We start from the raw sequence: 14,777 nt of genomic DNA, 5'->3' as shown, positions 1-14,777 counted from the left end.
CCAAAAAAATGTCAAAATTGACCGAGTTGCCAGCCTGGAAAGCCCTGGAAGAACAGCAGAAAAATTCTGAGAGCCAGCACCTGCGACAGCTTTTTGCCGAGGACCCACAGCGTGCAAAACGCTTTTCTCTGCGCTTTAATGACATCCTCTTTGATTATTCCAAGCATCGCCTCACCGAACAAACGCTGCAATTACTGATCGAGTTGGCTCACCAATGTCAGCTGACAGAGAAGATCGAGCAGATGTTCGCCGGGGAGAAGATCAATCGCACCGAGCACCGCGCGGTGCTGCACATTGCGCTGCGTAACCGCAGTAATCGGCCGATCATGGTTGATGGCCAGGATGTGATGCCGCTGGTTAATGCCGTGCTCGAAAAAATGCGCCGCTTTTGCCAGCAAGTGCGTAGCGGTCAGTGGCTCGGCTTCAGCGGCGTGGCGGTCACCGATATTGTCAATATCGGTATCGGCGGTTCAGACCTCGGCCCGCTGATGGTCACCGAGGCATTAAAACCGTACGGGCACCCGCAATTGCGGGTGCATTTCGTCTCCAACGTCGACGCCACCCATATCAGCGAAACACTGAAAGATCTCGACCCACAAAGCACCCTGTTTCTGATTGCCTCAAAAACCTTCACCACTCAGGAAACACTTGCCAACGCCCACTCGGCGCGCCGCTGGTTGCTTGACGAATTTCAGGATGAGGCCGCTGTTGCCAGCCATTTTGTCGCCATTTCCACCAATACCGAACAGGTCACCCGCTTCGGTATCGATGCTGACAACATGTTCGAATTCTGGGATTGGGTCGGCGGTCGCTATTCGCTCTGGTCAGCCATCGGCCTGTCGATTGCGCTCTATATCGGCATGGAGCAATTTGAAGAACTGCTCAGTGGCGCCCATCAGGTTGATGAGCATTTCCGCAGCGCCCCCTTCGAAGCAAACATGCCCGTGCTGATGGGCCTGCTCGGCATCTGGTACAACAATTTCTGGGGTGCGGACAGTCACGTCATTCTGCCCTACGATCAATCGTTGCATCGTTTTCCCGCCTATTTCCAGCAGGGCGATATGGAAAGCAGCGGCAAGCGGGTCAGCCTCTGCGGGGAACCGGTCGACTATTCTACCGGACCGATCATCTGGGGTGAGCCAGGCACCAACGGCCAACATGCCTTTTATCAGCTGATCCATCAGGGGACAAAACTGGTACCAGCCGACTTTCTCGCACCGATCGAAAGCCACCATCCCTTGGGTGATCACCACCAACTGCTGCTGGCAAACTTTTTTGCCCAACCAGAAGCCTTGATGAGCGGAAAAACTGCGGATGAAGCACGCGCGGAAATGGTCGCCGATGGACTAAGCAGCGAACGGATTGAACAACTGCTACCGCACAAGGTCTTCCCCGGCAACCGGCCGAGCAGTTCCTTCTTGTTCCAGAAGCTGACGCCAAAAACACTCGGCGCCCTGATCGCCAGCTACGAGCATAAAATCTTCACCCAGGGAGCAATCTGGGACATCAATCCCTTTGACCAATGGGGCGTTGAACTGGGCAAGCAGCTGGCAAAAAAAATCCTCCCGGAGCTCAGTGACAAGACCACTATCGCTGGACACGATTCATCAACCAACCAACTGATCAATGACTATCGTCAACGGTCTGGTAAATAACCTCAGTCAGCGCAAAGTGGTTTGCTTGCTGTGGCGTTTTTTTATTAAAAAAAGCGCGGCCTGGAGACCCCGACCAAAAATCGTTTTTGCAATCATTTCAGCCGGATAGTTTTTTTAATAGTAAACCTCAAGCAGTTATACACAGGGACTGTTGATAACCTTTTTACAACCACCATTCCCAGCAATTGAGCGGGTGAAATAACAGCACTTTCTCCTTTTTGCACGATTATTATGCAACGGATTAAACAATAAGGCTTTCAACGACTTAACGGTCGAGTCAAAACTTACCCAACTGGAACCTTTCTAATCTTTGACTTTTCCCCGGTCGAAAGTTAAAGAAGATCGGTACGCTCATTGCTATGTTGACACATCGCCTCGAATGAGCCGGATTAAATGAAAATGAGCATTTCTACTCCAGATATCCAAAGGGAGCAGCAAACCACTATGACCCGGCTCAAAAGCAGCTTTCGGTCTCGCCAGATGCTGCCAATTTTATTCAATACCATCCTCGCCCTGTCGGCGCTTTACGCCCCGCAACCGCTTCTGCCGACCATCAGTCAGCAGTTCGCTGTCAGCCGCGAAGCCGCCGCGGCATTAACGACCGTCACCTTTATTCCGCTGGCCATCGCGCCGCTGCTCTACGGCTACCTGCTGGAATCGATCTCGGCGACCCGGGTTCTTAAATTAGCGGTTCCACTGCTGGCGGTCACCGAACTGCTGTTCGCCGCAACCAGCAGCTTCCCGCTGCTCCTGTCGATCCGCCTGCTGCAGGGGCTGTTGATTCCGGCGATCCTGACCGCACTGATGACCTACCTCTCACAGAATTCCAGTCGCGAGACCATTACCCGCACCATGTCGATCTATATCGCCGCGACCATCTTCGGCGGTTTTATCGGCCGGGCAACGTCCGGCCTGATCGCCAGTTGGCTCGGCTGGCAATACAGCTTTATCCTGCTGGCCATCAGCTTACTGATCGGTTCCGCCCTGCTCTATCGGTTGCCGGAAACAGCCAACCTCAACTTAACCCGACCGCACCCCAAAGCCCTGCTGAAAACCCTGCAGAAACCTGCATTTCTACCGATCTACCTGACGGTCTTCTGCCTGTTTTTTGTCTTTGCCGCGGTGATGAATTATCTGCCGTTTCGGCTTATCGAACTCAGCGACCAGGCCAGTGAACTGCGCATCGGCCTGATGTATTCCGGCTACACCATGGGCATCGTGACTTCTCTCGGCGCCCCGGCGCTATGCCGCTGGCTAAAAGGCGAGGCGCGCGCCATCCAGCTGGGACTTTTGGCCTTCGGCATAACCCTGCTCGGACTGGCCACCGGGCAGATCTGGCTGCTGTTCAGTACCATGTTCCTGTTTTGTGCCGCGATGTTTCTGGTCCATACCACCGCCTCTGGATTGGTTAACCGGCTGGCCGATGACGACAATCGCGGCCTGACAAACGGGCTGTATGTCGCCTTCTATTATTCGGGTGGGGCGTTCGGCTCCTTTGCTCCGGGGCTGATCTATCGGCACCTTGGTTGGCATGGGTTCTTGATCTCTTTGGCGCTGATCTGCCTGCTCGGATATCTCTGCAGCCGCAGGCTAAAACGACAGATTTCTGCTGCTGCCGAATAGCTGGCTGACAAACTCCTCCTGTGCTATGGTGCGCTTTTTTGTACCCAATAAAGCAGTTTATTATCACCGAAGGAGAATCGCATGCTGCCCGGCTATCACTATCAATTGACCGTGCATAATATTGATCCACAAGGGGCCTGGCTGGAAACAGAGGAGCAAACCATCCTGCTGCCACGCCGCGAATGTCCTGGTGATTTAACCACCGGTGTCACGCTTGACGTTTTTGTTTACCTGGATCGCAACAACCAGCTCGCCGCCACCACCCAGGAGCCGCTTGCCGAAGCCGACCAGTTTGCCATGCTCAAAGTCACCAGCATCGGACCACACGGCGCCTTTCTCGACTGGGGACTGGATAAAGATATTCTCTCGCCATTTAGCGAACAACCACAGAAGATGCTCGAAGGCCGCCGCTACCTGGTCTACATCTGCCACGATCAGCAAGACCGCCCGATCGCCTCGGCCCGCCTGGAAAAGTTTCTGGTTAAGGAAAATCGGGATCTCAAAGAAGGGGATGAAGTTGACCTTCTGGTCTGGGCTTTTACCGACCTGGGCGCCAAAGTGATCGTCAACAATTACTATGAAGCGCTGCTTTACCGCGACGAGGTGCCGGCCGGCCTCAAACGCGGCGACTGGCACAAAGGCTATGTCCTGCGCATCAGGGAAGATCAGCGCATCGATATTTCCCTGCGCCGCCCCGGTGCCGCCGGAATAACCGATGCCCGCGAAGTGATCCTTAAGGCTTTGGAGCCGGAGGGATTTCTGCCACTTCATGACCAAAGCCCACCGGAACAGATCCGCGAACAACTCGGCCTGAGCAAGAAACAGTTCAAAAAGGCTCTGGGTGGACTCTACAAGGATGGGCGCGTCGAATTGACCGACAATGGGGTTCGGCTGCTTAAATAAAGATGGGGGTATCAGGCCAGATCAGCCAGGGCTGCGGTAATTTCTGCAGGCAGCTCTGGTCGCCCCTTGGCGTTGACACCGGTACCAGTGACCCACCCTTTGAGCACCAGTTTATTGTCCGGCTGTACAAATATATCCTGCCGAAAGCGGTAGCGTAACGGCGAGATCCGCTCGAGAATCAGCCCGACCCAAAAACGATCACCACTGCGCAGTGGCCGCTTATATTCCAGCTCAGCATGAATCACCACTAGGTTAAGTCCGCGCTGCGCCAGTTCGGCGAAATCAAGCCCCAACTGCTTGATGAATTCATGCCGACAATGCTCAAGGTAGTTCTGATATACGGCATTGTTCACCACCCCCTGCAGATCACATTCATAATCCCGCACCTTAAATTCAAGCCGATACTGGTACTCTTTCATCGCAAAACTCCCTCAAGCGGTGGCAACCTCATTTCGTGCTGTTATCTAGCCACAGCCAAGGGAGAAAAACAACTTACCATTCGTCGTGAACGCAGCTCAGATCTTCGTTTGCCAACAGCCCCGAGCATTCTTCACACACCTTCTCACCGGTGTCTTCGCGGGTCAATAATTTATCCTCAGCAAATACATGCCCACAGACGCTACAGCCAAGTTCTTTCATGGCGATTCCTCCCTTCCGGGAACTCTTTGCAGAAAAACTCCTTTTCTACTGTTGAGTATGAGTATACCATGGCCACCTCATCACAGCACCACAGTCGGGTTCCGCTTAACATGAATCAAAAGGATGCCACATGAGTAAAGAGCTGAAGAACGATCTGTGCTGCTCCAACTGCAGTCAGATCTGGCAGAAGCGGGGGACCACCAGTTGCTGGAGCGAGCCCGACCAGGGCCCGACAGCCCCAGCTTACTGCCCTGGCGAAAACGAGCAGGAAATTATCAGCAACAGCTTCAATCGTTATCTTGGCGATGACGAAGATGCCCGGTTGGCTAAAGTGGCCGCCCAGGTAGAAGGGCTTTGCTACCAGCCGATACCCGGCAGCGATGCGGTCAATGCCCGCTGGACTCGGGTTGAGGACACCATCGCCCTGGCTAAATTAATGGGATATCAAAAGATCGGCATCGCCACCTGCATCGGCCTGCTTGACGAAACCAACCGTCTGACAGAAATCCTCACCGCCCAGGATCTGAAGCCGTTTTCGGTCTGCTGCAAGTCGGGCAGTGTCGACAAACTCGAACTCGGCCTGAAGGAAACAGAAAAAGTTCGCCCGAACACCTTTGAGCCAGCCTGTAATCCGATCGCCCAGGCGGAACTGCTCAACAAAGCGGAAACCGATATGAACTTGATCGTCGGACTTTGCGTTGGTCACGATATGCTGTTTGCTAAATATTCCAAAGCACCGGTCTCCACCTTGGTGGTTAAAGACCGTGTCACTGGCCATAATCCGGTTGCGGTTCTCTACGGGCAAAATTTTTACTACAAACGGCTGCAGAAACTACCGGTCATCAAACCGGACAAAAACTGATTTCACAACAACAACGTGTTCTCTCCTGGATGCAGCGATAAAATAGCCACCCACTGAACTAGCGTCACCGAACTGTCGTTCCCCAGCAATTTGTGCGTTTTATTCTTGACAGCGCCGGTAGAGATTCTTATATTTATAAACAAGCAACCTTACGGAGGAAATTAGCAGATGAAACTTTCAACAAAAAGCCGTTATGGCGTACGTGCCATGTTCGATATGGCCTACCATGCTGGAACCCTGCCAGCGCAAATCAAAGACATCTCCCGACGACAAAATATCTCGCCCCGCTATCTTGAGCAGATTTTCCAAGACCTGAAAAAAGCCGGCCTGTTGAAAAGTCGCCGTGGCCCGCAGGGTGGCTACAGCTTAGCCAAACCGGCCGTCGAGATCACCGTCAAGCACATCGTGTTAGCCGCAGAAGGTGAATTGCAGCTCGTCGATTGCGTCAAAAACCGGCGTAAAAAAGGTGAGAAATCACCGGCCTGTGATTTTGACAATCAATGCCTGACCCAGCATCTCTGGGCCAAGGGCAGCCAGCTCCTCGGCGATTACTTCGATTCTATTTCCCTGAAGGACCTGTGTGATCAGGGTAAAGAGATGGGCCTGGAAAAAGAGCTGGACCACCGCTTCATGTATTTCATTTAATGTTGGATGGCCTGCTTTTTAGCAGGCCGTTTCAGTCGGGGAACTGCTATTTGCCAGCAGTGAGGAGGTACCATGCCACAAGCAATCAGTAACAGCCCACTTGGACAGATTGGGAACACCCCTTTAGTAAAGTTGACAACGCTGTGTACACCGGATGGCGCGACGTTGTGGGGCAAACTCGAAAGCACCAATCCCGGCGGCAGCATCAAGGATCGCATTGCCTTGGCGATGATTGAAGACGCCGAGAAGAAGGGGTTGCTCTCCCCAGGCATGACTATTGTTGAACCGACCAGCGGCAACACTGGCATTGGTTTGGCCATGGTCGCGGCGATCAAAGGTTATCAGCTGGTTCTCACCATGCCGGAAACGATGAGTCAGGAACGCTGTCGCCTGTTCAGTGCCTTCGGAGCGGAGCTGATTCTGACCCCTGGTTCTCAAGGGATGCGCGGGGCGATCAAAAAAGCCACCGAACTGGCCAAAACGAAACCGGCCTTCATGCCGCAGCAGTTCGTCAATCCGGCAAATCCACAAGTCCACGAAGAAACCACCGGCCCTGAAATTCTTGCCGCGCTGAACAACAAAGTCGATATGTTTGTTGCCGGAGTCGGTACCGGAGGAACCATCACCGGGGTTGGTCGTTGCCTGCGCAAACAAAACAGCCAAGTCAAAATCGTTGCCATCGAACCAACCAACTCGGCGACCCTCACCGGAGGCGATGCCGGACCGCACAAAATACAGGGGATCGGTGCCGGTTTTGTCCCGGAAATCCTCGATATGGAGTGCTACGATCAAGTCATCACCGTCACTGACGATGACGCCATCCGCATGACCAGGGCGCTGGCTCGCCGGGAAGGCCTGCTCTGTGGCGTTTCATCGGGGGCCAACGTTTTTGTCGCAGCTAAATTAGCCAGACAGATGGATGCCGGGCAGAACGTGGTCACGATTATCTGCGACTCTGGCGAGCGCTACCTCTCAACCGGGATCTTCGACTGATAGCTATGCAATTAGCCGAAAAGTACCAAAACCTGAAGCAATCACTGGCAGAACTTGATTCTGTCGTGATTGCCTTCTCCGGGGGGGTCGATTCAACATTTCTGTTGCGCGTCGCCACTGACGTTCTCGGCAGCGAAAAGGTCTTGGCACTAACGGCGACCTCACCGACCTACCCCCGTTTTGAATTTGAACAAAGCCAGAAGCTGGCGGCGGATATCGGTGTTGCACAGCTGGTCATAGAAAGCAACGAACTGGAGATCCCCGGCTTCGCCGAAAACACCCCCCGCCGTTGTTATCATTGCAAACATGAGCTATTCAGCCGGTGCCTGCAAAAGGCCGAAAAAACCGGCTACCGCGCTGTGCTTGACGGTTCAAACCTGGATGATCTCAACGATTACCGGCCGGGCCGCGACGCCCTCAAAGAACTGCAAATCATTTCGCCACTGCTCGATGCCGAACTGGGCAAGGATGAGATCCGCCAACTGAGCAAGCAGCTGGGCCTCCCGACCTGGAACAAGCAACCCTTTGCCTGCCTTTCATCACGCTTCCCCTACGGCACCCAGATCACCCCGGAACGCTTACAGCTGATCGATCGCTGTGAAAGTTGGCTACGGCAGCAGAATTTTGTCAATTATCGGGTCCGCTACCACGATCAAATGGCCCGAATAGAAGTGGCTCCGGCAGAAATCAACCGTTTGCTGGATGAAGACCTGCGCCAACAACTGGTCGCTGAATTTAAAAGCGCCGGATTTACTTACGTCAGCCTCGACCTGCAAGGCTACCGAACCGGCAGTATGAACGAAACCTTGCCAGAGACGAACTGAAGCGCTGAAAAAACCCTTATGGGCGATTCGGCTGCCGATTGATCAGCCATCCGCCGGGAGAGTCCAGATGCCTAAGAGCAGTGCATTGTTTGCGGTCTGTTTTGTTGCCGGACTGCTCGGCGCATTGGCCAACAGCCTGTTTCTCTGGGCCGTTGGAGAATGGGGGATCAGCAGTTTGGTCGGCGTTAAAATCGCGCCGGCACTGACCACGGCCTGGCTCTATCCACGGCTGATCTTCGGCGGGCTCTGGGGACTGGCCTACTTCTTCACCGTCGGCGTTCCACGCCACCGTCGCTATTGGGTCCGCAAAGGCCTCTGGTTCAGCCTGCTGCCCTCCGCTGTGACCCTCTTCTACCTGTTTCCCTATGTCGAACATAAAGGTTTGGCCGGTTTTGATCTGGGCATGCTGACGCCACTGTTAGTCGTGTCTGCCAACATGGTCTGGGGACTTTTCACCGGATTTTTTGCCCGCCTCTTCTGGGGTCGCTAACAAAGTGCTATTGCGCGCCGCTCTGCTCCTTCTTTGCTTCTGCCTGTTGATTTCACCACTTGCCGCTGAAGAACTGTCCGCCACAGTCCGCTGGATTTATGATGGCGATACCTTGCAGCTAAAAAACGGCGACAAGATCCGCCTGCTCGGCATCGACACACCGGAAACGAAAAGCTCCTCCCGCGATCGTTATTACCAGGCCAATTTCGGCATCGCAGGCAAACAACTGCGGAGAATCGCCCGACAAGCCAAAGCGTTCAATATTAAACAGCTCAAAAATAAACGCGTTCGACTGGTCTTCGATGCAGAAAAAACCGATAAGTACGGCCGCAAACTGGCCTACCTCTACCTGCCTGATGGACGGATGTTGAATCGGCTCCTACTCGAAAAAGGGCTGGCCAGCGTTTTTCGCCGCTATCAGTTTCGTCACAAAGATGATTTCCTTGCGGCAGAAAAGGTCGCCCGCCAAGAGCGGCGTGGCCTCTGGCAACAATAAGCCCTTGCCCAAGAGATACAATTCTGTTAAGTCAAAACCATTCGGCAACCGCTACAGGAGACTGACCGCATGGAAAACCTCACCAATATTCAGCAAATCCTCGACCAGACCTTCGCCGGCATCAGCCTGACCCGCTTGATCAGTGTCTTTGCCATTTTGTTTCTGGCGCTGCTGCTGAAACGAGTGCTGGCTCATCTGTTTACCAAAATCATCTTTAAAGCCGCGCAGAAAACCTCCAGTGAAATGGATGATATGCTGCTGCAGAGCATCAACAAGCCAGCGGAGTTCTTGATTCTCGTCCTCGGTTGTTATCTTTCGGTGGAGATCCTGCAACTCCCGAATGAACCAACAAATATCGACCAACTGGCGCGCAATATCGTCCAGATTCTGCTGACCTTCAACCTCGCCTGGTTCTGCTTCAACGCTGTCTCCTTACTGGTTCACTGGCTGGGGCACTGGGCCGGCCGCACCGAATCGACCCTGGATGACCAACTGATCCCCTTCATCCGCAAAACCCTGCGGGTGTTTATTGTTTTTCTCGCTATCCTGATGCTGGTGCAAAACCTCGGCTATTCCATTTCCGGTCTGCTTGCCTCTCTCGGTCTCGGTGGCCTGGCGGTGGCACTGGCCGCCAAGGACAGTCTGTCGAACATCTTTGGTTCAATCATGATCCTGCTCGATCGCCCCTTTATGATCGGCGACTGGATTAAAGCCGGAAGCATGGAAGGAACCGTCGAAGAAATCGGCTTCCGCTCGACCCGGATCCGCACCTTTGCCAAAACCATGATCACGGTGCCGAACAACGTCCTGATGAACATGTCGATCGACAATTTCAGCCAGATGCCTAAGCGACGCATCAAACTCACAGTCGGAATTACCTACGACACCAAGCCGACGCAGATGCGTCAAGCCGTTGCCGCTATCAAACAGATGCTGCGCGAACACCCGGCTATCGACCAGGATTTTTTCCTCGTCAACTTCACCGACTTTGGTGCCTCATCCCTCGATATCATGGTCTATTGTTTTACCAGCAGTACCGTCTGGGGTGAATATCTTGATGCCCGCGAAGATGTCTGTCTTAAAATTATGGACAGCCTGGAAAAACTCGGTCTGGAAATCGCTTTCCCCAGTCGCACCCTCTACCTGCACCAGGCGGAGCAAAACGCCGCTGATGAGACCTCCATCGATTAATGCGTATTTTACAACTATCTGTCTTTGCTGACTTTTGGCAGCCTATTTGCACATTCTACATAATTTTGCCGTAAATCGACTTTTCTAAGTCATTTCGCTGGCATCTTCATTAAAGGTGGAGTTAAATAACCACATTTATGATTTTAATTGCCCGGGGGATTATGTGCTATGTCTACTGCTAAAATTTTTGATCTCTACTTTGCCAGCAACATTCAGAATCAGGATGCTGGCTCCAGCATAGATTACCTGACCAAAACCTACGGTGAAGATATCTTTCAGCAACTGCTCAACGGCCTGCTGAACAAAAACTATGGCCGTCAAGAAGCGACAGACTGCTGGCGCGCCGCTGTGCACAGTTTCTCCGAAGAAAACTCACGCATGAACTGGCGCGCAGTCATACTGGATTACCTGTTAAGTCGCACCGACCGTTTAGACAATCCATGTATTATCGAAACAGAAGAATTGCAGCGCCTGCAGCGCAATGCCATCACCGACGGCCTGACCGCGCTCTACAATCAGTCACACTTCAAACATCTGCTGGCGACAACAATTCAAGATCACAACGCACGACCTGATTCCGTATTTTCGCTGATTGTTCTCGACCTTGATCGTTTCAAACAGTTCAACGACCGCTGCGGACACTTGCGCGGCGATCAAGCCTTGGCCCAGATCGGCAAGTTGATCACCAGCTTGCTGCCGGAAAATGGCCTGGCCGCCCGCTATGGTGGCGAAGAATTTGCCGTGATTCTACCGAACACCACCCTGCCCCAGGCCATCAGCCTGGCCGAGAAAATTCGCAGCAGCGTGGAACAGACCAGTTTTGACGGTGAAGAGCGCCTCGACAGCGGCAAACTGACCATCAGTGGTGGCGTCGCCTGCTTTCCGGACGCAGGAAAAACCAGCGTCGCCCTGTTTGCCCACGCGGACAGCAAACTTTATGATGCAAAGCTAAACCGCAACTGCATTTCACCACGGCCGAACGATCCACGCGCCATCGTCCGTCACAACTTTCGCAGCATTGTCGAGATTCTGGATGAAAAAACCGGTGATTTTAGAAACTCCCTCAGTGCCGACATCAGCTACACCGGGATTCTGCTTAAAAGCGCCATCCCTGCCGCTGTCGGCAGTAATCTGCAACTGCGCTTCCCCTACCCCTTCTGGCCTGCGGATCACGGCACCAGCGGCCGCGTCAGATACAACCGCAGCAATGAGAACCGTGGCGACTATCTGCTCGGCATCGAATTTCTGCAGCCGCAGACCGATTTTATTGAGCAGATTCTTCCGTCAGAAATTTATGCCGGCACGACCTGAGCATTCAGCCGCTTGCCCTTAGCCGTCTGCTTCCGCTACACTTGCGCTTTCATTATTTAGCGTTTTGTGGAGGAACACTATGGCGGCACCTGTCTGGTTTGCAGATCTACGTTCGGGACACCGGGAAAACCTTTTCACCAAACTGCAACGTTTGCTCGCAGCCGCCGGGCTGTCCGAGGTTGTTGGACAGGGTGACCTGACCGCGATCAAACTGCACTACGGTGAAAAAGGCGGACATGCCTATGTCCGGCCGGTCTTTATCCGTGACATCGTCCAGCAGGTCAAACAGGCCGGCGGCAAACCCTTCCTCACTGATTCCAGCACCCTCTATCCTGGCCAACGCAAGGAAGCGGTTTCTGCTCTGACCTGCGGCATCCAGAATGGCTTTGCCTATGCTGTGGTCGATGCGCCGCTGATTATGGCGGACGGGCTACGTGGCACCTCTGCGCGCCGGGTTCCGGTCAATGGCGAGCTGCTTAGCTCAACCGATATCGGCCTGGAAATTCTTGAGGCTGATGTGCTGTTGACGGTCAGCCACTTCAAGTGCCACGAACTGACCGGTTTGGGCGGTGCGATCAAAAATCTGGGGATGGGTTGTTCCAGCCGGGCCGGCAAAATGGAACAACACTCCAGCGTTGCTCCCAAAGTAGCCGAAGAGTTGTGCAACCTCTGCCAAGCCTGCCTGCAGGCCTGCGTCCACGATGCGATCAGCTTTATTGAGTCGTCCGCTAGCATCGACGCCGACAAGTGCACCGGCTGCAGCCGCTGTATTACCATCTGCGAGCAGAAGGCGATTCAGATCCAATGGAATGAACAGGCCAGCAAGGTGATGCGGAAAATGGCCGAATATGCTCTCGGCGCGGTGACGGGGAAAAAAGACAAGCAGCTGTACGTCAACTTCATCACCCAGGTCAGCCCGTCATGTGACTGCTACGGGCACACCGACGCGGCGATCGTTCCGGACATCGGCATCCTCGCCAGCAGCGATCCGGTCGCCCTCGATCAAGCCTGCGCCGACCTGGTCAATCAGGCCCAAGGGCTACCAGGAACAGCCTTGCAGAGCGGTCATGAGTCGGGCGGCGACAAGTTTCGCGGTGTGCATCCCAACATCGACTGGGAGGTCACCCTGGAGCATGCGGAAAAGGTCGGCCTGGGTTGCCGTGAATACACTCTGAATCGATTAGAACCGGAAGGGGATAATTGGTAAGGCGGGTAAACGGGCGACCCATGGGTCGCCCCTACGGGAAATGCGCACAATTGTAGGGGCGACCTACAGGTCGCCCGCGAGCCGTTCGAGCAACCTCTCTAACTGCACCCGACCACCCTCGCCCTGCCAGCCACTGAGCGGGATCAATTGCCATTGACCATCGACCTCTTTAACTCCCAACGCGCGATGCGGCAAGAAAAACGCCACCGCGAAGCCGAGCATCAACAACACCGTTGCGAACCAGACCAGAGCCTCGCCCGGATCTTTCGACAGTTGAAAGCCGACACTGCGGTTGCCAAACTCATCATTGCCATAAGCGGTCTGATAAAAACTGACGCCGCGATAGGTCAGCGGCTGATTGACCTTAATCAGCGCCTGCTTGACCACCTGTCCGGCCTCCAGCACCGAAACCTCAGCCTCCATCTGCTTGAGCACAGGATCACGAAACTCAATCCGATTCAAACGAAAGGCAGGATGTTTCAGTTCGCCGAAAGACTCAATCCCCTCGCCGACCTGATACTGGCCGAGCAACACCCCCTGCTTCAGCACATCCATACTTAAAATTTTTGCCTCAGGATCAAAACCGCGAAGTTGAACGCTAATCACAGAGTCCGGCACCGCGAAGCTCTCGTTATCGTAGGGCATCAACTGACCAAGCTGCCGACCACTGGCGACATCGATCAGCTCAAAACGAAGCTGGATCGGGTAATAGCGCAAGCGAAAATCATCGACCCGAAAAGAGAATCCGAGCTCCCGTTCCTGCAACACATCCCAATCGTAATAGCGATCATTCGGTTGATCAAGGTAGGTATTGATGGTGCCGACAAAGCCCGTCTCGCCCAATACGCCACCGAGCATGATCAGCAGAATAGCGATATGCACCAGGGTGGAACCCCAGCGGCCGCAGGAGCCACGTACGGCCAACAAACGACCTTCGGCCTGGCTTGTGCGATAACCAGCCGCTGAGAGCCCTTCAGCCAACTGCAGCAGTGGCCGGTCTTCCAATTCGTGGCCCTCGGATTTTGAATCGAGAACAGCGAGGAGGCGACGACGATAGTGCCATTTGGTCGGCAGGGTTTTGATCGTGCAGCAGATCAGATTGAGCGCCAGCATGCCCAGCAGCAGCCGGAACCAGAGACTTTGGTAGAAGAGCTCATAACGTTGAGAATCTACCGGAGTAATGGTGCCGCCAATGGAAATAACGGCCAGCAGCAACAGCAGAACAAGGGTCAGCTTAACGGAACTGAATACTTTAAGCATTGGCGTTGAGCGCCTCGTAACAGTCAGGAGTAAGGGCAGAACCGGAGCAATCGGCCAAAGGTTAAGATTTTCATATCATATAGAAAAAAAAGGGCTGAGCAAACCCCTGGTTTGCTCAGCCCGATAATTTTCACGAACAATTGATACTTTTACTTGTGACAGAAAGAAAAACGCCTTCGGCAACGTTCTCTATCGCAGGGCACTCTCTCTTTTAGCTTACAGACCTATAGATCTCTGCAAACGCCTCTGCGTGATCTCCAGCGACAGTCAGGATCAGCGCTACAGCTGTCCTGAGCGCTGTAGTCCGAGCAGGTCGCTGCTGGAGTCGGAGCGGGAGCAGACGTATGGCAAGTCTTGCAGCTCGTGAAAGCCTCAGCGAGCGTCGGAGCTTGGGCCATTTTGCCGTGACAGCCGTCACATTGACCATTGCCGACACCGTAATGATGACAGGTCTTACAATTGCCGTCGAGAGCGACGTGAGCGGCGTGATCAAATGTCACCGCTGCCTGCCCGGCAACATCCAGAGTTATGCTGTCTGGAGCCCGCAAAGCGACCGCCGGCAGAGCGAAGGCGGCAACGACCCCAAGAACCAGAGCCATAATCAGTAATTTCTTCATTGTTTCCTCCTCTGTGTATCCAGAGTTGCAGTTTTATAAGTGAGATCTATACAGATCATTT

16 protein-coding genes are annotated in these 14,777 nt (G+C 53.8%); 12 read left to right on the top strand and 4 right to left on the bottom strand.

What is annotated here, in order from left to right; translation table 11 throughout:
- The first annotated feature begins 8 nt into the window (after positions 1-8).
- From pgi to ACZ5PT_RS07620, 3 genes are all read left to right on the top strand, one after another.
- On the top strand, positions 9-1,655 hold the full coding sequence (gene pgi, locus ACZ5PT_RS07630; RefSeq protein WP_464266218.1) for a glucose-6-phosphate isomerase: 1,647 nt from the start codon (positions 9-11) through the stop codon (positions 1,653-1,655).
- Positions 1,656-2,048: 393 nt separating this feature from the next.
- Positions 2,049-3,278, top strand: coding sequence for an MFS transporter (locus ACZ5PT_RS07625; RefSeq protein ID WP_464266217.1), 1,230 nt, complete (start codon positions 2,049-2,051; stop codon positions 3,276-3,278).
- An 81-nt stretch (positions 3,279-3,359) separates the two neighbouring features.
- On the top strand, positions 3,360-4,181 hold the full coding sequence (locus ACZ5PT_RS07620) for a CvfB family protein (protein WP_464266216.1): 822 nt from the start codon (positions 3,360-3,362) through the stop codon (positions 4,179-4,181).
- Between the two features lie 11 nt (positions 4,182-4,192).
- On the opposite strand, the gene ACZ5PT_RS07615 is transcribed toward ACZ5PT_RS07620, so the two are convergent.
- Complete coding sequence (locus ACZ5PT_RS07615; protein WP_464266215.1) at positions 4,193-4,600, bottom strand: acyl-CoA thioesterase; 408 nt, start codon at positions 4,598-4,600, stop codon at positions 4,193-4,195.
- Positions 4,601-4,673: 73 nt separating this feature from the next.
- Entirely contained in the window at positions 4,674-4,820 is a 147-nt protein-coding gene (locus ACZ5PT_RS07610) for a hypothetical protein (protein WP_464266214.1), read from the bottom strand.
- Between the two features lie 130 nt (positions 4,821-4,950).
- On the opposite strand from ACZ5PT_RS07610, the gene ACZ5PT_RS07605 reads away from it, so the two are divergent.
- The 9 genes from ACZ5PT_RS07605 to ACZ5PT_RS07565 all read left to right on the top strand — a co-directional run bounded on the left by ACZ5PT_RS07605 (position 4,951) and on the right by ACZ5PT_RS07565 (position 12,839).
- Entirely contained in the window at positions 4,951-5,682 is a 732-nt protein-coding gene (locus tag ACZ5PT_RS07605) for a DUF1847 domain-containing protein (RefSeq protein ID WP_464266213.1), read from the top strand.
- A gap of 168 nt (positions 5,683-5,850) precedes the next feature.
- The gene (locus ACZ5PT_RS07600) at positions 5,851-6,327 is read left to right on the top strand and encodes an RrF2 family transcriptional regulator (RefSeq protein WP_464266212.1); all 477 of its coding nucleotides are present in this window, start codon (positions 5,851-5,853) and stop codon (positions 6,325-6,327) included.
- A 72-nt stretch (positions 6,328-6,399) separates the two neighbouring features.
- Positions 6,400-7,320: a cysteine synthase A gene (gene cysK / locus ACZ5PT_RS07595; protein ID WP_464266211.1), complete on the top strand. Its 921-nt coding sequence runs from the start codon at positions 6,400-6,402 to the stop codon at positions 7,318-7,320.
- Between the two features lie 5 nt (positions 7,321-7,325).
- Entirely contained in the window at positions 7,326-8,144 is an 819-nt protein-coding gene (larE, locus tag ACZ5PT_RS07590) for an ATP-dependent sacrificial sulfur transferase LarE (RefSeq protein WP_464266210.1), read from the top strand.
- 67 nt (positions 8,145-8,211) lie between these two features.
- Positions 8,212-8,634: a hypothetical protein gene (locus ACZ5PT_RS07585; RefSeq protein WP_464266209.1), complete on the top strand. Its 423-nt coding sequence runs from the start codon at positions 8,212-8,214 to the stop codon at positions 8,632-8,634.
- A gap of 4 nt (positions 8,635-8,638) precedes the next feature.
- Entirely contained in the window at positions 8,639-9,130 is a 492-nt protein-coding gene (locus ACZ5PT_RS07580; protein WP_464266208.1) for a thermonuclease family protein, read from the top strand.
- A gap of 69 nt (positions 9,131-9,199) precedes the next feature.
- Positions 9,200-10,321 (top strand): mechanosensitive ion channel family protein, encoded by a 1,122-nt coding sequence (locus tag ACZ5PT_RS07575; protein ID WP_464266207.1) that lies wholly within the window; start codon positions 9,200-9,202, stop codon positions 10,319-10,321.
- 168 nt (positions 10,322-10,489) lie between these two features.
- Positions 10,490-11,632: a diguanylate cyclase gene (locus tag ACZ5PT_RS07570; protein ID WP_464266206.1), complete on the top strand. Its 1,143-nt coding sequence runs from the start codon at positions 10,490-10,492 to the stop codon at positions 11,630-11,632.
- A gap of 79 nt (positions 11,633-11,711) precedes the next feature.
- The gene (locus ACZ5PT_RS07565; protein ID WP_464266205.1) at positions 11,712-12,839 is read left to right on the top strand and encodes a DUF362 domain-containing protein; all 1,128 of its coding nucleotides are present in this window, start codon (positions 11,712-11,714) and stop codon (positions 12,837-12,839) included.
- A 63-nt stretch (positions 12,840-12,902) separates the two neighbouring features.
- Here the strand turns inward: ACZ5PT_RS07565 and ACZ5PT_RS07560 are convergent, their stop codons facing one another.
- Both ACZ5PT_RS07560 and ACZ5PT_RS07555 read right to left on the bottom strand, forming a co-directional pair.
- Positions 12,903-14,099, bottom strand: coding sequence for a cytochrome c biogenesis ResB family protein (locus ACZ5PT_RS07560; RefSeq protein ID WP_464266204.1), 1,197 nt, complete (start codon positions 14,097-14,099; stop codon positions 12,903-12,905).
- A 224-nt stretch (positions 14,100-14,323) separates the two neighbouring features.
- Positions 14,324-14,716, bottom strand: a complete 393-nt coding sequence (locus ACZ5PT_RS07555) for a cytochrome c3 family protein (RefSeq protein ID WP_464266203.1) — start codon at positions 14,714-14,716, stop codon at positions 14,324-14,326.
- Between the last annotated feature and the right edge of the window lie 61 nt (positions 14,717-14,777).

The organism is Desulfuromusa ferrireducens, assembly GCF_055389805.1.
Note: the sequence above shows the minus strand (reverse complement) of the source record. Positions and strands in the feature narration are given on the sequence as shown.

Bases quoted from the DNA above. Each gene is read 5' to 3' on its own strand.
- ACZ5PT_RS07600 (WP_464266212.1), top strand. From the start codon at position 5,851: ATGAAACTTTCAACAAAAAGCCGTTATGGCGTACGTGCCATGTTCGAT.
- ACZ5PT_RS07570 (WP_464266206.1), top strand. From the start codon at position 10,490: ATGTCTACTGCTAAAATTTTTGATCTCTACTTTGCCAGCAACATTCAG.
- ACZ5PT_RS07610 (WP_464266214.1), bottom strand. From the start codon at position 4,820: ATGAAAGAACTTGGCTGTAGCGTCTGTGGGCATGTATTTGCTGAGGAT.
- ACZ5PT_RS07575 (WP_464266207.1), top strand. From the start codon at position 9,200: ATGGAAAACCTCACCAATATTCAGCAAATCCTCGACCAGACCTTCGCC.
- pgi (WP_464266218.1), top strand. From the start codon at position 9: ATGTCAAAATTGACCGAGTTGCCAGCCTGGAAAGCCCTGGAAGAACAG.
- ACZ5PT_RS07560 (WP_464266204.1), bottom strand. From the start codon at position 14,099: ATGCTTAAAGTATTCAGTTCCGTTAAGCTGACCCTTGTTCTGCTGTTG.
- ACZ5PT_RS07585 (WP_464266209.1), top strand. From the start codon at position 8,212: ATGCCTAAGAGCAGTGCATTGTTTGCGGTCTGTTTTGTTGCCGGACTG.
- ACZ5PT_RS07615 (WP_464266215.1), bottom strand. From the start codon at position 4,600: ATGAAAGAGTACCAGTATCGGCTTGAATTTAAGGTGCGGGATTATGAA.
- ACZ5PT_RS07625 (WP_464266217.1), top strand. From the start codon at position 2,049: ATGAAAATGAGCATTTCTACTCCAGATATCCAAAGGGAGCAGCAAACC.
- ACZ5PT_RS07565 (WP_464266205.1), top strand. From the start codon at position 11,712: ATGGCGGCACCTGTCTGGTTTGCAGATCTACGTTCGGGACACCGGGAA.
- ACZ5PT_RS07620 (WP_464266216.1), top strand. From the start codon at position 3,360: ATGCTGCCCGGCTATCACTATCAATTGACCGTGCATAATATTGATCCA.
- larE (WP_464266210.1), top strand. From the start codon at position 7,326: ATGCAATTAGCCGAAAAGTACCAAAACCTGAAGCAATCACTGGCAGAA.
- ACZ5PT_RS07605 (WP_464266213.1), top strand. From the start codon at position 4,951: ATGAGTAAAGAGCTGAAGAACGATCTGTGCTGCTCCAACTGCAGTCAG.
- ACZ5PT_RS07555 (WP_464266203.1), bottom strand. From the start codon at position 14,716: ATGAAGAAATTACTGATTATGGCTCTGGTTCTTGGGGTCGTTGCCGCC.
- cysK (WP_464266211.1), top strand. From the start codon at position 6,400: ATGCCACAAGCAATCAGTAACAGCCCACTTGGACAGATTGGGAACACC.